The sequence below is a fragment of the Paracoccus onchidii genome (genome assembly GCF_028294535.1).
GTDB classification, from domain to species: Bacteria; Pseudomonadota; Alphaproteobacteria; order Rhodobacterales; family Rhodobacteraceae; genus Paracoccus; species Paracoccus onchidii.
Genome location: NZ_JAQBIE010000010.1, coordinates 97,284 through 112,889 on the forward strand (window position 1 = coordinate 97,284; position 15,606 = coordinate 112,889).

Annotated in this window: 16 protein-coding genes and 3 pseudogenes; 12 read left to right on the plus strand and 7 right to left on the minus strand. The window is 61.5% G+C overall.

Annotated elements, in window-relative coordinates; genetic code table 11:
* Positions 1-39: 39 nt before the first annotated feature.
* Positions 40-423, minus strand: coding sequence for a hypothetical protein (locus PAF17_RS09310; RefSeq protein WP_271888832.1), 384 nt, complete (start codon positions 421-423; stop codon positions 40-42).
* On the opposite strand from PAF17_RS09310, the gene PAF17_RS09315 reads away from it, so the two are divergent.
* From PAF17_RS09315 to PAF17_RS09330, 4 genes are all read left to right on the plus strand, one after another.
* Positions 422-1,651 (plus strand): aromatic ring-hydroxylating oxygenase subunit alpha, encoded by a 1,230-nt coding sequence (locus tag PAF17_RS09315; protein ID WP_271888833.1) that lies wholly within the window; start codon positions 422-424, stop codon positions 1,649-1,651. The genes PAF17_RS09310 and PAF17_RS09315 overlap by 2 nt on opposite strands.
* Before the next feature lie 72 nt (positions 1,652-1,723).
* On the plus strand, positions 1,724-2,791 hold the full coding sequence (locus PAF17_RS09320; protein WP_271888834.1) for a hybrid-cluster NAD(P)-dependent oxidoreductase: 1,068 nt from the start codon (positions 1,724-1,726) through the stop codon (positions 2,789-2,791).
* Positions 2,792-2,969: 178 nt separating this feature from the next.
* Positions 2,970-3,917: a GlxA family transcriptional regulator gene (locus PAF17_RS09325; RefSeq protein WP_271888835.1), complete on the plus strand. Its 948-nt coding sequence runs from the start codon at positions 2,970-2,972 to the stop codon at positions 3,915-3,917.
* Positions 3,918-4,205: 288 nt separating this feature from the next.
* Positions 4,206-5,201, plus strand: coding sequence for a taurine ABC transporter substrate-binding protein (locus tag PAF17_RS09330; protein WP_271888836.1), 996 nt, complete (start codon positions 4,206-4,208; stop codon positions 5,199-5,201).
* 52 nt (positions 5,202-5,253) lie between these two features.
* Here PAF17_RS09330 and PAF17_RS09335 read toward each other — a convergent pair.
* Positions 5,254-5,412: pseudogene (locus PAF17_RS09335) on the minus strand (IS6 family transposase); the annotation flags it as partial.
* Positions 5,413-5,513: 101 nt separating this feature from the next.
* Positions 5,514-6,440: a LysR family transcriptional regulator gene (locus PAF17_RS09340; RefSeq protein WP_271888837.1), complete on the minus strand. Its 927-nt coding sequence runs from the start codon at positions 6,438-6,440 to the stop codon at positions 5,514-5,516.
* A gap of 96 nt (positions 6,441-6,536) precedes the next feature.
* On the opposite strand from PAF17_RS09340, the gene PAF17_RS09345 reads away from it, so the two are divergent.
* The 6 genes from PAF17_RS09345 to PAF17_RS09370 all read left to right on the plus strand — a co-directional run bounded on the left by PAF17_RS09345 (position 6,537) and on the right by PAF17_RS09370 (position 12,535).
* The gene (locus tag PAF17_RS09345; protein ID WP_271888838.1) at positions 6,537-7,718 is read left to right on the plus strand and encodes a CaiB/BaiF CoA transferase family protein; all 1,182 of its coding nucleotides are present in this window, start codon (positions 6,537-6,539) and stop codon (positions 7,716-7,718) included.
* Positions 7,718-8,659 carry a hydroxymethylglutaryl-CoA lyase gene (locus PAF17_RS09350; RefSeq protein ID WP_271888839.1) on the plus strand — a complete coding sequence of 314 codons (942 nt, stop codon included), beginning with the start codon at positions 7,718-7,720 and terminating at the stop codon, positions 8,657-8,659. Before PAF17_RS09345 ends, PAF17_RS09350 begins: the two co-directional genes overlap by 1 nt.
* A gap of 39 nt (positions 8,660-8,698) precedes the next feature.
* A complete protein-coding gene (locus tag PAF17_RS09355; protein ID WP_271888840.1) occupies positions 8,699-9,688 on the plus strand; it encodes a TRAP transporter substrate-binding protein in 990 nt (329 codons plus the stop codon).
* The gene (locus PAF17_RS09360; protein ID WP_271888841.1) at positions 9,688-10,278 is read left to right on the plus strand and encodes a TRAP transporter small permease; all 591 of its coding nucleotides are present in this window, start codon (positions 9,688-9,690) and stop codon (positions 10,276-10,278) included. The genes PAF17_RS09355 and PAF17_RS09360 overlap by 1 nt, the downstream gene beginning before the upstream one ends.
* Positions 10,275-11,552 (plus strand): TRAP transporter large permease, encoded by a 1,278-nt coding sequence (locus PAF17_RS09365; RefSeq protein ID WP_271888842.1) that lies wholly within the window; start codon positions 10,275-10,277, stop codon positions 11,550-11,552. Before PAF17_RS09360 ends, PAF17_RS09365 begins: the two co-directional genes overlap by 4 nt.
* A 95-nt stretch (positions 11,553-11,647) precedes the next feature.
* Positions 11,648-12,535, plus strand: coding sequence for an alpha/beta fold hydrolase (locus PAF17_RS09370; RefSeq protein ID WP_271888843.1), 888 nt, complete (start codon positions 11,648-11,650; stop codon positions 12,533-12,535).
* Positions 12,536-12,691: 156 nt separating this feature from the next.
* Here PAF17_RS09370 and PAF17_RS20230 read toward each other — a convergent pair.
* A pseudogene (locus PAF17_RS20230) lies at positions 12,692-13,507 on the minus strand (transposase); the annotation flags it as partial.
* 87 nt (positions 13,508-13,594) lie between these two features.
* Between PAF17_RS20230 and PAF17_RS09375 the strand changes: the two are divergent.
* Positions 13,595-14,014 (plus strand): VOC family protein, encoded by a 420-nt coding sequence (locus PAF17_RS09375; RefSeq protein ID WP_271888844.1) that lies wholly within the window; start codon positions 13,595-13,597, stop codon positions 14,012-14,014.
* Positions 14,015-14,068: 54 nt separating this feature from the next.
* On the opposite strand, the gene PAF17_RS09380 is transcribed toward PAF17_RS09375, so the two are convergent.
* Complete coding sequence (locus PAF17_RS09380; protein ID WP_271888845.1) at positions 14,069-14,407, minus strand: hypothetical protein; 339 nt, start codon at positions 14,405-14,407, stop codon at positions 14,069-14,071.
* A 29-nt stretch (positions 14,408-14,436) separates the two neighbouring features.
* Positions 14,437-14,883 (minus strand): SRPBCC family protein, encoded by a 447-nt coding sequence (locus PAF17_RS09385; protein WP_271888846.1) that lies wholly within the window; start codon positions 14,881-14,883, stop codon positions 14,437-14,439.
* A gap of 48 nt (positions 14,884-14,931) precedes the next feature.
* On the opposite strand from PAF17_RS09385, the gene PAF17_RS09390 reads away from it, so the two are divergent.
* A complete protein-coding gene (locus tag PAF17_RS09390; RefSeq protein ID WP_271888847.1) occupies positions 14,932-15,336 on the plus strand; it encodes an ArsR/SmtB family transcription factor in 405 nt (134 codons plus the stop codon).
* Here PAF17_RS09390 and PAF17_RS09395 read toward each other — a convergent pair.
* Positions 15,276-15,448: pseudogene (locus PAF17_RS09395) on the minus strand (IS110 family transposase); the annotation flags it as partial. The gene PAF17_RS09390 and the pseudogene PAF17_RS09395 sit on opposite strands and share 61 nt — an antisense overlap.
* Positions 15,449-15,606 lie beyond the last annotated feature (158 nt).

A 15,606-nucleotide genomic window follows, 5' to 3' on the forward strand; every position in this document is an offset into this window, starting at 1 on the left:
TCGGGCAAGCCAACCACCCATTTTGTCAAATAGATAAACCTATCCCCGGTATTCCCTTGGGTTATATACCGAAACGGTTCTGGAACTTGTAGCCAGCCCTTTTTTGCAAAAGTTCTGCTGGCGATGATCGGACGAACGGGCGGTAACTTGATGATGCCGGTTGACCAATTCAGGACAAACTTTGTCGCATTCGGGTCCATTGGCAAGACCGCCGACCGCTAGGCTTTGAATCGCAAGCCGATGTCTTTCGGTCCGGGCAGGCCTGTTGTCCTGCGACAGTGTTTCGCCCCTTCGAATCTGGAAGACGGGCGTGCGATTCTGGCCCGGCATCAGGATGGCGGCGGTTTGAGAAATTCCACCAGCAGTGCCGGCCAAGGCGCCGTCACGCCAGTATGCCGCGCGTTGCGGCAGGAGAAAGATCATGCATCAGATGACCCGTGACCTCTTGGCCCGCCGCAAGCCGGGATACGCCCTGGAGCGGGAATTCTATACCGATCCGCAGATATACAAGGACGATCTGGAGGCTTTCTATTATCAGGAATGGCTGTTCGTCGCCCCTGCCTGCGAGCTGCCGAAACCGGGCAGCTATGTGACCTATAAGGTTGGCGAGTATCAGATCGTCATCGTGCGTGGTGCAGATCAGGAAATCCGGGCCTTCCACAACACCTGCCGCCATCGCGGCTCGATCATCTGCAAGGCGGCGAAAGGGACCGCGCCCAAGCTGGTCTGCCCTTATCATCAATGGACCTATGACCTGGACGGATCGCTGTTGTGGGCGCGCGACATGGGGGCCGATTTCAACCCCGGAGATCACGGATTGCATCAGGTGCATTGCCGCAATCTTGCAGGTCTGGTCTATATCTGTCTGGCCGATCAGGCCCCGGATTTTGACAGTTTTGCCGATGTGCTTCGCCCCTATCTGGTGCCCCATGATCTTGAGAATGCGCGCGTCGCCCATGAATCGCGGATCATCGAAAACGGCAACTGGAAGCTGGTCTGGGAAAACAACCGCGAGTGCTATCATTGTTCGGCGAACCATCCCAGCCTGATCCGGACCTTCCCCGAAGATCCGCGGGTCTCGTTTCTGGGCGAGGGTGCGGTGCCTGACTACATTGCGACGCATTTCGCCGAATGCGAGGCGGCGGGGCTGCCGGCGGCGTTTCGCGTGCCCGAGGACGGGCAATATCGCGTGTCGCGCATGCCGTTGGTGCCGGGCACGAAAAGCTTCACGATGGATGGCGCTTTCGCGGTCCCCGGCAAACGTCTGGGCAATGTGACACTGGATCATGCCGGCGTGTGCAACAAATTCCACTATCCCAGCACCTGGGCCTATTTCCTGCCCGATCACTGCCTGACCTTCCGCGTGACCCCGGTCAGCCCGACCGAGACCGAACTGGTGACCAGCTGGCTGGTGCACAAGGACGCCAAGGAAGGTGTCGATTACGACCTGCGGCATTTGACCGAGGTCTGGGAGGCGACGAATGACGAAGATCGCCGCGTGGTCGAGGATAACCAGCTTGGCGTGAATTCTCCTGCGTTTGTCCCCGGCCCTTATTCGCCCGCCCACGAGGTCAGCGTCGATGCCTTTGTCGATTGGTATTGTGCCAAGCTGAGCGCGCGCCTGCCTGCCGCCTTGCAGGCCGCTGAATAGGGCAAGGCCTGCTCGCTCCGGCGCCGTCTCGATGGCGCCGGACATGTCCCGAGGCAAAAGGAAGTTTGCGACATGACCTATCTTTCGCCCGTAACCGGCGCCGATTGCTGGACCGACGAAGAGCCCTTGGAATGCGTCTCGGTGGTGCCCGAAGCGCCGGGTGTGACCAGCTTCACATTTCGCGCACCTTCCGGGCGAATGTTCGATTTCCGGGCGGGCCAGTTCCTGACGCTGGAAATTCCGGTCCCGCCCGAGACGGTTCACCGGACCTATACCATCTCGTCCTCGCCCACGCGCCCGAACCTGATCTCGATCACAGCCAAGGCGCAGACCGACAGTTTCGGCACAAGGTGGATGATGCATAATCTGACTCCGGGCATGCGGATCAAGGCCATGGGTCCATCAGGCCAGTTCACGATGGCCGACAGCAGGGCCGAAAAGTTCCTGCTGATCTCGGCCGGTGTCGGTGTTACCCCGATGATGTCCATGACGATGGACCTTTGGGATTCCGGGCGCACGCTGGATGTCGTCTTCATCAATTGCGCCCGGCGTCCTTCGGAACTGATCTTTCGTCAGAGGCTGGAAGAAATGGCCAGCCGAGCGCCGGGGCTCGATCTGAAATTCGTTGTCAGCGGGCCCGATCCTTTCAGCCCGTGGACGGGCTATCAGGGGCGGTTCAACCAGCTGATGCTGGGGCTGATGGCCCCCGATTTTCTGGAGCGACAGGTTTATTGCTGCGGTCCCGAGCCGTTCATGCAATCCGTGCGCGAGGCCTTGGCCGGATTCGGCTTTGACATGCAGGGATATCATCAGGAAAGCTTTGTCGCGCCGCAGCAGCAAGCGCCGGTGGATCTGCTGGCAGACGCCGATCAGGGCGAAGACCCGGCAATCCATTTCGCCTGTTCGGATCGCCATTACGATTGTGCCCCGGATGAAACGGTTCTGCTGGCCGCGCGCGCGGCGGGCGTGACCATCCCCTCGGGCTGCACCTTCGGGGTCTGCGGAAGCTGCAAGGTCCGGAAACTGTCCGGCGAAGTGCATATGGTTCATAATGGCGGCATTCTGGCCGAGGATATCGAGGCCGGTTACATTCTTGCCTGCTGTTCGCACCCGCGAGGCAAGATTTCGCTCGACCTGTAACGCAAGCCGCTGACATGGCGGGATTCTTCTTGTGCGGCGATCTATTGAAAAAGCCACGCGCTTGAATACTGTCCTTGGCAGTCACCCTGCAGCCAAGGTTGGTCAACCATGCGCCGATACCCGTCTTTCGACATGAAGATCACCCTGTCCCTGTCCTGTCATTCGTGATCGCGCGACGATGGACAGGGTGGATGTCACAATTCTGGTTCAGCCGGGGTTCGTTGCGACAGAGCTGGCTCTGGTCAAGGACGTTTTGCGGATTGCCAACCGGCTGAACAAGCAGATGGTTTTCGACACGAGGCTCTGCACCGTCAGCGGCACGGAGCTGGTCGAGGGGCTTGGCGGCATCCTTGTGCGTGCGGTGCGGCTGCCTGGTCCGGACGATCCGCGCCCCGATCATCTGGTCGTCCTTGGTGGCGCAAATATCGAGCGTGATTTCAAGAAGCTTCATCCATGGATCCGCCGACTTGAGCGGCGCGGCACAGAGGTCATCCTGCTGTCGGATGCGGCGCATGAATGGAAGCGTCTGGACCCGGACAATCGCGATGTGACGACGCATTGGGAAAATCACCAGCTGCTGCGCGATGTCACCATGCAATCGGGTCGGTCGCTGCCGCTTTACTCGCGCAGCAACCGCATCATCAGCGCGGCGGGGATGATGGCGACGGCCGATGTGATCCTGAATGCCATCGTCGCGCCGAAATCGCTGGGTCTGGCGCATTCGGTCAGTCAGGTCCTGTTGATGCATGCGATCCGGGCCCCCGATATGGACCAGCCGCGCAGCGAAAACGACATCGCGTTCTTCCGCCATGCCCGGCTCGAACAGGCGATCAAGCTGATGGAGGAGAATGTCGAAGTTCCCCTCAGCATCGCCGAACTGGCCCGACTTGCGGGTGTGTCGGTCAGGCAGATGGAGCGGCGCTTCCAGACCGCGCTTGGTTGCAGCCCCAAGGCGTTTTACCGCGCCTTGCGGCTTAAACGCGGGCGCGCCCTCGTTGAACAGACCAACATGCCGATCGCGGATATCGCGATCAGTCTGGGCTTTTCCAGCAGTTCGATCTTTGCGCGGCTTTATGCCCGCGAATATGGCATCACACCGGCCCGCGCGCGCTCAAAGCGCAGGTAATCACAGCGGCCATTCATCAGAAATAAAGCCGGCGTTCTGTTTTCCTGAACATGGGGCGGAATCATTTGCTTGGCGATATCCGGCTTTGGCAAGCTTTCCTAGGACGGATCTGATGTGACCGAAAGGGCAAGCATTCAGGGTCGCGGATCGCCTGATCGATATCGGTGTCACAAACGAAATACGGACCCCGCAATACCAACTTTGTCCCGATCGCGACCCCGGTCGGGAACCAAAAAATAAACAAATGGGGCGCGCAACGCTGCCGCCTCCGACCAGCAGGAGATGCCTATGAAACTTGCCTATGGAATCGCACCTCTGACCCTTTGCATGCTTGCCGGGGGGCAGGCGGCCTTCGCTCAGGATTCCCTGACGGTGGCCTATTTCATGGAGTGGCCCCTGCCGTTTCAATACGCGAAGGCCGAAGGCATCTATGATGAGCGGCTGGGCGTCCCGGTGAACTGGGTGGCGTTTGACACCGGTACGGCAATGTCGGCGGCGATGGCGGCGGGCGATGTCCAGATCGCGGTCAGTCAGGGTGTGCCGCCCTTTATCTCTGCCGCCTCGGCAGGGCAGGATCTTCGCATTATCGGCGTCGCGGCTTCCTACCCTGAAAACGAGAACTGTGTTGTCGCCGCACGGCTTGAAATCGACAAGGACAGCGCCAACGAGCTGGAAGGCCTGCGCGTGGCCTTGCCGGCCGGATCGGGCGCCCATTATGGTTTCTTGCAACAGATGGAACATTTCGGCGTCGATGTCGGGACCATGACTGTCGTCGACATGGCCCCCGCGGAAGGCGCCGCCGCCTTCGAACAGGGCAGCGTCGACATGGCCTGCGGCTGGGGCGGCGCACTGACGCGGATGCTGGAACATGGCAATGTCCTGCTGACGGGCGATGAAAAGGAAGAGATCGGCGTTCTGTCTTCGGATGTGATTTCCACAACCTCTCGTTTCGCGGCCCAGAACCCGGAACTTCTGGCCGAGTTCATGGCCGTGACCGAGGAGGTTAACGACATGTGGAGCGCGGGCGACAAGCGCGATCAGATGTTGCCGTTGATCGCCAATGATGCCGGCATGGATGAAACAGGCGCGGGTGCTGTGATCGACAACTTTGCGTTCCTGACGGCTGAACAGCAGCTTTCGGAAAACTGGCTTGGGGGCGGGGTCGCCAATTACCTCGATGGGGTCGCCAATCTGTTCTTCGAGATGGGCTCGTTGTCCACGGTCCTGCCAAGCTATGACGACCTGATTGACACCCAGCCACTCGCCAATAGCGTCGAGCGGTAAAATATCTGCATTGCAAGGCGATTGCTTTGCGATGCGGCTTTTCGAGTATGTTTCGTCCAAACTTTTCGCCCCAGTCGCACACCATCTGATGGGATACGGCGATACCGCGCTTGGCCCGAAGGTCTGCGACCATTCGCAGGTTCAAGGGAAATCGGAAATACAGCCAGACGACATGGGGAATCGCGTCGGGCGGGAAACGGTGGCGACACATAGCTGTTGCTGGCAATCGCCCAGTTTACCGGATTGATCTTGTCGTTGCCGACTGCCACGGTTCCCGATCTGATCGGGCGATGACGTCGGGCGCCGCGGGGTCTAGATTGCAGGGCGGCAGGGCCAGCGACCAAGGGCGATTTCCGCGCTGACGCATGTCAGGATGGTTTCGCGCATATAGGCCATGGCCCGCGATACCGGCGCGTCGTTGCGCAGGCACAGATGCATGGTTCTGGTGATCGTGCGATCCGCGATGGGCCGGCCCACCACGCCCGGCGCATAGGCGCCATAGTGAAGGTTGGCCTGCGTGCCCAGACCAAGGCCCAGACCGGAATTCACATACATGACGGCGGCGGTGACGTTCTGGGAAAACATGCTGGCATGGTGTTCCAAGCGCTTCTGCACATCGACATCATCCGCCATCGGCCGACCGCGCGGGCCGCGTCGTGGCAGAACGAAGCGGCGCGACAGAAACTCATCCAGCGTGATCGGCTTTCCGGCCTCGCCGATGATATCGTGGCGGCCGATGCAGATCATGTCCTCTTCCAGAAGCGGTTGCAGGGACAGGCGGCTGTCCCTGGGCGGGTTGAACGCAACGGCAAGATCGGTGTCCGCCGCCAGCAGCGCATCTATGGTCGCCCCCGATACGCTTTCGGCCATTTCCAGTTGCAGATCGGGATGTTCCTCGGCGACCCGCCGCATCAACGCAACGCCGAAGGCGGTGACCGCCGAAAACGCCAGCCCCAGGACGATGCGTCCCGATAGATGATCCGCCGTGTCGCGCATATCGCTTTCGGCGCTGTCGATCGCACGCAGGATCGACACGGCGTGAAGGTGAAATTTCTGCCCGGCCGCTGTTGGCACGACGCCCCGGCGCGACCTTTCGAACAGCGCCATCCCCAGCCGGTGTTCCAGATTGGCCAGGTGATGGGCCACCACCGAAGGCGCGCAGCGTTCGATATCGCTGGCGCCGGTGATGCTGCCGGTGTCGTAAAGGGCGTTGAAGATGCGAAGCTGACGCGGATCCATCCCTGATCTCTAATTTATCGAGATCATCCCATCAATCGTTATAATTTATCGTTAAACGAAAGCCTCATATGGTCGTCGCCAACGGAGGAGACGAGCATGACAGACAAATTCCAGCCCCTTGCCGGTATCCGGGTGGTCGAGATGAGCCACATGATCATGGGCCCCTCATGCGGCATGTTTCTGGGCTATCTGGGTGCCGAGGTGATCAAGGTCGAGCCTCCGCGCGGCGACAAGACCCGCCACCTGACCGGGATGGGCAAGCCGATGTTTCCGCTGTTCAATCGCGGCAAGCGTTCGGTCACCATCGATGTGCGCACCGAGGCGGGCCGCGCCGCGCTGGAACGGTTGCTGGCCACCGCGGATGTCTTTGTCGAGAATTTCCGCGACTCGGCGCTGGTGAAGGCGGGCGTCGATGCCGAAACGCTGCGGGCCAAATTCCCACGGCTGATCTTCGCGGCCTGCAAGGGCTTTCTGTCGGGCCCCTATCAGGATCGCACCGCGCTGGACGAGGTCGTCCAGATGATGAGCGGGCTGGCCTACATGACCGGCCCGACCGGTCGTCCGCTGCGCGTGGGATCGTCGGCCAATGACATCATGGGCGGGCTGTTCGCCGCATTTTCCGTCGTCGCGGCGCTTCTTGAACGGCGCGAAGCCGGACACGGCCGCGAGATCCGCGTGGGTCTGTTTGAAAACTGCCTGCTTCTGGTGGCGCAGCACATGGTTCAGTTCGAGCTTGAGGGGCGCAATCCGCCACCGATGCCCGAACGCGAATTTTCCTGGCCGGTCTATGACATCTTCAAGGATCGCGATGGTCGGCAGATCTTCGTGGGTGCCGTCACCGAAGGTCAGTGGGCGACGATCTGCCGCCTGCTGGGCCTTGATCGGCTGCTGGATGATCCGGCCCTGCAGACCCGCATGGCACAGATCGAGGCGCGCGCCTGGACCATTCCCCTGGTCGCCGAAAAGATCGCCGCGCGTCGCTTTGACGATCTGGCCCCCGAATTCGAAGCCGCCGGCCTGCCGTTCTCTCCGGTCGCGAAACCATCGGATATGTATGACGATGCCCATGTCATGCGGCCCGGCGGCCTTACCAGTTCGGGCTATGGCGACATGACGTTCCGGGCGCCGGGCCTGCCGTTCGAGATCGACGGCGCGATGATCGCGGGTGGCGGGGATGTGCCCGCGATCGGTCAGGACAATGCGCGGATCCTTGGCGAGCTTGGCTTTGACGCCGATGAAATCCTGACCTTGTCGGGTGCAAGATCAGAGGCCGCGTGATGAAGGTTCGCCAGATCTATCCCGAAAACCGCGTTGTCCTGCGCGAGGTCGGCTTGCGCGATGGTTTGCAACTGACGAAGGGCTTTCCCGATACCGCGCAAAAGCTGGCGTGGTTGCGGGCCGAACAGGCCGCCGGGGTGCGGCATTTCGAGCTGGGCTCTTTCCTGTCACAGAAACATTTCCCGCAATTCGCGGATCTGCACGATCTGATCGCGGCGGTTGCCCCGGTGCCGGGCTGCCATTCCTCGGCGCTGACGCTGAATGAACGCGGTGTTGCCGACGCCCTGGACACGGATGTCGACGAGATCGTGTACGTGATGTCGGCCACGGAAAGCCACAGTCAGGCGAATACCAGACGCAGCCGCGCCGAAGCGGTGCAGATGCTGACGCGCATCGACGCGCAGCGCCGCGAACGCGAAGATCCGCCCGTGTTGATGGCCGGGATCGCGATGGCCTTTGGATGCTCGCTGGAAGGGCAGGTCGATCCCGATGCCGTTCTGCGGCTGGCCGAGGATTGCGCGCGGGCCGGGGTCGATGTGATCGCGCTTGCCGATACGGTCGGCTTCGGCGGGCCGCGTCAGGTGGCGGCGCTGGCCGATGCGATCAATGCCGTGCTGGGTGCTGATATGCCCGTTGCCATGCATTTCCACGATACCCGCGGGCTGGCGCTGGCGAATTGCGCGGCGGCGCTGGATCACGGAATCAGGGTTCTGGACGGCAGCCTTGCGGGGCTGGGCGGTTGCCCCTTCGCGCCCGGCGCCACCGGCAATGCGGTGTTCGAGGATATGGCCTTTCTGTGCGACAGCATGGGGTTCGACACCGGCATCGATGTCGCCGCGCTGAAACCGGCACGGGCAATTCTGGAAAGCGCCTTGCCACACGAGGAAGTGCACGGTGCCCTGGCCCGTGCCGGCCTGCCGAACGTGTCCGAGCCCGCGTAAGATCAAGAAAAACCACGGTCATTTCGAGGAGGAGAGAACATGACCATGCTGAAAGCCCTGTCAGGCCCCGCCCTGCTGGTCCTGCTGGCCGGAACGGCCAATGCGCAGGATTACACCATGCGGCTGAGCCATCAGTTCCCGCCGACGCATCATACCGCCCTGCGCATGGTGCAGTTCGAAAAGGATGTCGAGGCCGAGACCGGCGGTCAGGTCGATGTGCAGATCTTCGGTGCGGCGCAGCTGTTCGGCCCGACCCAGCATCACGCCGCCGTCGCCTCGGGCGAGATCGAATCCGCGATCATCCTGAACCTGCAATGGGGCGGCACCGTGCCGGAAATGGCGGTGACGCTGATCCCGTATCTGATGACCTCGCCCGAGGCGCAGCAGGCGTTTATCGGCTCGCAGGCGTCGGACATGCTGGATGACAAGATGCGCGCCGTCGGCGTCCAGAACATCGCCTGGATGGTGGACACCAACGATCTGATCTTCACCTCGGCCAAAGGTCCGCTTGCAGCGCCCGCCGATTTCGAGGGCATCAAGATCCGCGGTCTGACGCCACTGTTCAACGAGGGCCTGAAAGCGCTTGGCGCGACGCCGGTCAATATGCCCGGCTCGGAAACCTATCAGGCCTTGCAGACCGGCGTGATTGATGCAGGCGTCACCGGGGTTGCCGCCGCCTACAGCCGGAAATTCTATGAGGTTCAGGACTTTGGCACCGCGACGCCGATGTTTCTGGCCTTCGACAATCTGGTCGTGAACCCGTCCTGGTGGGATGGCCTGCCCGAAAACCTGCGGGCCGGGATCCAGCGTGCCGCCGACAAGGCGGTGGACAGTTCGATCATCACCCATGACGGTATCGATCCGGCCGCGATCAAGGTTCTGGCGGATGCCGGGATGGATGTGCATGTGTTGACCGATGATCAGGTCGCGCAGCTACGCGATGTCATGCAGCCGGCGGTGCGCGACGCTTTTGTCGACGAAAGCGGGCAGGATGGTGAAACGCTGCTGAAGCTGCTGGAAAGCGACTGATGGCAGGGCACACCCCGCATCCCGCCGACGCGCTGGACGGCGCTGATCCGCCCCGCTGGCTGATGGCGGCGGAACGCGCCGTCGGCCTTTTGACGCAGGTGGCCTTTGCCCTGGCCGTCACCCTGGTTCTGGCGGATCTGTGCCTGCTGGGCCTGTCGGTCGCCGCCCGCTATCTGCTGAATGCGCCGATCATCTGGGGCGATGAGCTTGTCGCCCTGTCACTGACCGCGATCACCATGCTGGCCGCGCCGCGCGTGCTGATGGATCGGGGCCATATCGAGGTGGACATCCTGACCTCGGCGGCGCGGGGCAGGCTGGCGCTGGTGATCCGGCTTTGGGGTTTGACTGCCGTTCTGGCCGTTGCGCTGCTGCTGATCTTCAACGGCTGGCACACGGCCATGTTTTCCAGGATGATCAACAGCCTGACCGATGGCTATCTGGAACTGCCCCTGTGGATGCTGCAACTGCTGCTGCCGCTTGGCGGTGCGCTGCTGTTGCCCGTCATCGCGTTGCAGCTCGCGCAGACATTTGTGCAGTGGCACCGGGCGTCGGGCGCACCCACATCTCGCACCGAAGGAGCCCGCCCGTGATCATCATTGCCATTCTGGGCACATTGCTTGTGCTGTTGTTCACGGGCGTTCCGATCTTTGCCGGGCTGACGCTGTATGGCGGGGCTTTGCTGCTGATCACGCAGGGCAATTTCGGTTCGGTTGCGGACATCATCTTTCACGAGGTGAACCGCTATCTGCTGGTCGCGATCCCGCTGTTTGCCTTCATGGCGAATATCATGATCCGGGGCAGGGTGGTCGATGACCTGTATGATGCCGCCTATACCTTCACCCGTCACCTGCCGGGCGGTCTGGCGGTGGCGACCATTCTGGCCTGCACGGTCTTTGCCGCCATTTCGGGGTCTTCCGTTGCGACGGCAATGACGATCGGCGCCGTGGCGATTCCGCAGATGCTGCGCTTTGGCTATGACGAACGGCTTGCCTATGGCGTCGTGGCCGCAGGGGGCACACTGGGTATCCTGATCCCGCCATCGGGGCCGATGATCCTGTACGGGGTGACGACCGACACCTCGATCGGGGGGTTGTTCATGGCAGGCGTCGTTCCGGGCGCGACCCTGGCCGGCATCTTCATCCTGTGGGCGGTGATCCGCACTGCGATGTCGGGCAAGATGACGCGCGAACGCATGGCCCGCCCGGCCGAGATGGCGGCCGCCCTGCGCAAATCGTTCTGGGCGATCCTCATGCCTGTTTTCGTGCTGGGTGGCATGTATGCCGGGATCTTCACCGCGACCGAGGCCGCCGCCGGCGGCGCATGGCTGGCCCTGGCGATCACCGTGGTCGTCTATCGGTCGATTGGATTGCGCGATATCTGGAACTCGGCCGCGGATGCCGCAAGGATGTCGGGGATGCTGTTCATGATCCTTGCCGGGGCGACGGTGTTCAGCCATGTCCTGACCAAGATGCGCGTTCCCCAGCAATTGGTCGAAACGCTGGTCGCCGCCGATATGGGCGCGCTGGGGTTCGTTCTGGTGATGATGGCGATGATCCTGATCCTGGGGATGTTCCTGGAATCCGTGGCCATCATCCTGATCACCGCGCCCGTGATCCTGCCTGCGATGATCCATCTTGGCATCGACCCGATCTGGTATGGTGTGCTTCTGGTCGTCAATCTGGAAATGGCGATGATCACCCCGCCAGTGGGCATGAACCTGTTCACCCTGAAGGCGATCACAGGCGCACCCATGGGCCGCATCGCGGCAGGGTCGGCGCCCTATGTGGTGCTGATGCTGATCATGCTGGGGCTTCTTGTCGCGGTGCCGCAGATCGCGTTGTGGCTGCCATCGCAACTGTTCTAATCGCGCCTCGCGCGGCGGCGTGCGGCCAAGGCTGTGCGCCCCGCCGGCTTCGTGATAGGGAAACGACTTATCAATCTCAGGCTTTGGGGGCATCCATGCATCGTCAATTCATACCCGCGATCGCAGCCATGTTCATGGCAGCGGCCACGCCGTCCTTTGCGGAAATCGCGCCCATCCCCGCGCAGAAGAATTGGGTCGATGCGAAACGGCAGGTCACCCTGAACGACGGGTTGACGGTCAGCTATGTCGAGATGGGTCCGCCCGATGGGCAGCCGATCCTGCTGTTGCACGGCTATACGGACAATTCGCGCAGCTGGTCCTTGCTGGCGCCGCATCTGGACGGGCGGCGCCTGATCGCGATGGACCTGCGTGGGCATGGCGACAGCGACGCGCCGATCTGCTGTTATGGCATCGACAGCCTTGCAAGCGACGTCAATGCCTTCATGGAGGCGCTGGGGATCGAACAGGCCGATGTCGTGGGGCATTCGCTTGGCTCGATGACCGCGGCGACGCTTGCGGCCTATCATCCAGAGAAGGTGGATGAACTGGTGCTGATCTCGACCTCGGCTTATCTGCCGAAAGAGGCCGGTGACTGGCTGTGGGACAATGTGCCCGCACTGCAGCGCCCCATCGATCCGGACGGCGAGTTCATGATGAACTGGTACTGGAACCCGACCCCGGTGGACGAGGGTTTCCTGAAACGCGAACGGACCGAAAGCGCCGCCGCGCCCGAGGTAACCTGGATGGGTGTGCTGCGCAGCCTTGGCCTGACCGACTGGAGCCGGATCGCAGGTCGGATCAAGGCGCCGACGATGATCCTTTGGGGCGATCAGGACAGCCTGTTCGACGCCACCAGCCAGGACCATATCAAGACGGTCCTGCCCGATGCGAAATACGGCACCTATGCGGGCCACGGTCACAACATGTTCTGGGAAATCCCACAGCAGGTCGGCGCCGACATCACGCAGTTTCTGGGCCAATAGGGTAGGACGGCCTAGCTTGCAGTGCAGATAATTAGGATATTTGCAGATCTATTCCGGGGGCATCCTCATTTCCGCATTCGACAAGATCGACCTGCTGTCAATCGGCACCGAAAATCGGGTCTGGATTGATTTTGGTATAGTTTCTCGTTTCTTCCGTCATGACGCTTGCACGCGTGGGGCGCTGAGCAGATCGATGTTCGCACGGGCATATATCTGGCGCTTGAGGGCCTTAAGCCGGTCGTTCTGCCTGTCCGGACGATCATGGCGGCGGCGAGGTCGTTGCGGAGGCCGCGGACGAAGGATGCGAGCATGCTGTCCTCGACCTCGTCGAGCGAGGCGACCAGCGCGCGGGCGTGTTGCCCATTCGCTGACGACCCGGAGGCTGCCTGGGCCCCCTCTGCCAGCAACCGCCGCCAGAGTTCGGCACTGTTCCGGCAGCCACCTTTCCATTCGCGATCCAAACGCGGCAGCCATGGGGTCCGGTTGCTCTCGCGAATGCGGCAGACATCCTTCCGTTCGCCCCGCAGGATCTGGCGGACGAGCTTTCGGCCAAGTCCTGTCTGTCGGACAATCCACCGGACCGGCACACCTTCCTCGGTCATTCGACGCACCATGCGGTTGTTCTTCTGGCGCCGCCGAACCCCCACGGATTGCAACCTTTCGGCGACAGACAGCAGCTTCGGATCGAGCGCCTTGCGGCTGGCGGGCATGTTCCGCTGCACTGGGGCCAGAAAGGCTGCGCTCGCATTTTCCAGCAGGTGCCAGCGATCGACGACCTGGGTCGGAATCCGGAAAGGCGCACGCGACGGCCCTTCTGCAACCTCCAGTGCGGTCGCAGGCGACGATCTAAATCCGGGGCCGTCTGCTCAACCATGCCTCGACGGTTGCCGGCTCACGGTGCGGCAGCAGGTTGATGACTTGTCGTCGCCCGAGATCGCAGATAAGCCTGCCGCATCGCTGCCCCTTGCGCCAGGGCGAACCAAGACCCACAGGCTTGAGCCGGGTCCGCTGCGCACAGCCGTGCGACAGGCCCCGGCCCCGTTTCTTTAGGAGCGAACGATGATAAAAATCCATGTCACCAGTGTCTTTGTCGACGATCAGGCCCGCGCGCTCGATTTCTACGTCGGAAAGCTGGGCTTCCAGCTGAAGAACGACATTCCGTTGGGCGAGAACCGCTGGCTGACGGTCGTGTCGCCGGATCAGCCGACTGGCACCGAGTTGCTTCTGGAACCCAGCGATCATCCTGCTGTGAAACCTTACCAGGCGGCGATTGTTGCGGATGGTATTCCCGCTGCTTCTTTTCAGGTCGACGACCTGGCCGATACTTATGATCGTCTGACAGAAAGCGGCGTCAGTTTCACCCAGGCCCCGGTTGATGCGGGCGATGTCAGAATGGCTGTGCTGGACGATACGTGCGGCAACCTGATCCAGCTGGTCCAGCTCAAGTGTGTGAAACCTACTGACATGCGCTTGCGATAGCAGTGGAACGCCACCGCATCATCCAAGGTCAGGTGGCGACGTCAATCCAATGGCTCATTCCGTCTGCTCCTTGCGTAACAGGATCACCGTTCCGGCCGGATCCGAGGTCCAGTGCCCGGTCACATTGGTTAGCGGCTCCAACTCATCCCGGTTGGGACTGCCGAGTCTCGACAATGCGGCGTCGGGGGCGTCGTCAAACAGTTCGATCCACACATCCACCTGACTCTGATGCGGGACGCGGTCAATCCACAGGGTCAGGCTGCCGAACTCGAACCCTGTGCTGTTGTCTAACTCTCGAGTGACCGGTAACCCCACCTTATCGCGGTAGAAGGCCACGGTGTCCTCCCAGCGATGCCGGGGGACCTTGATGGCAATGTTCTTTCCAGCTTCCATTTCATGCAGCTCCTTTTGGGGCACTCAGGTTACTTGTAGAAACCGTCCCGCAGGTTGATCCCGTGCTCCAGCCAGGCTTTCATGGCGCAGAGCATCCCGGTCCAGCCTTCGCAGTTGCCGAGGCAGGACGTCAGGCCGGCCTCTGTTTCGGGCCAGCCGTATTCGCTGATCCGCACCAAGGTGCGCCCGTCGTCCAGCGGGCTGAACTCCATGGTGACGGTCGTCCAGGTGGCGGCTTTTGTGTCTGCCTCCCATTGCAGCACGATCTTTTCGTTCGGGACGACCTCTTGCACCAAGACAGGGAAGGCGCCGGGAAAATCGTGGAAGTCCCAAGTCACCTCGGCCCCGGTTTCCAGCCGCCCCCGCGCCCCGCCGGTGGTGAAGTATTTCGACAGGCGGTCGGGGGCGATTACGGCCTCGAAGACCTCTTCCACCGGTTTTGCGATGCGCCCCGCCACGGTGAACTTCAACTCCATGATGCGAATCCTCTTTGCTTTCATCTAATCATGTTATAAAAATACAACATGTCAATCGAAGATACATTTGACGCCCTGTTCAAGGCGCTTGGTCATCGGGCGCGGCGGCGGATTCTTGATCTGATCAAGGATGGTCCGAAAACCACCGGCGCCCTGTGCGAAAAGCTTACGGATCTCGACCGCTGCACGGTGATGCAGCATCTGTCGGTGTTGGAAAAAACCGGGCTGGTGGTCGTCGAGCGGCGCGGACGAGAACGCTGGAACCATCTCGACGCCCTTCCGATCCACGACGTTCAGAAGCGCTGGATCGGGGCTTACGCCGCGCACGCAGTCGCGGTTATTGAGAGTCTGGATGCGTTGGCAGAGACCGATGCACAATCGCCGGACATTACCGCGCCGCCGCAGGCCTCCATCGCCATGAGACAAGTCGGCAGTCGGTCAAAAACCTCCTGAACCTGTCCCCGACGCAGCGTCTTGCGTAAGATCATTCGGCCATCTTTGCCGGCCTCATGCACCTGAACACATTCTTCGCCAGGTCGAGCCCGACCGTGATAATCTCCGGAATGACCGTCCTCCTTGGTGGATCATCGCAGATCCGCCTTGGTGCATCGATGCCGTTTGGGGGCACATCATCAAAGCCCTGCAAGATCTGGATATCAGAGCTGGGACAATTCATCTTTAACCCGATCCATCAGATGCCGGGACTGGACACCAAGGCCAAAT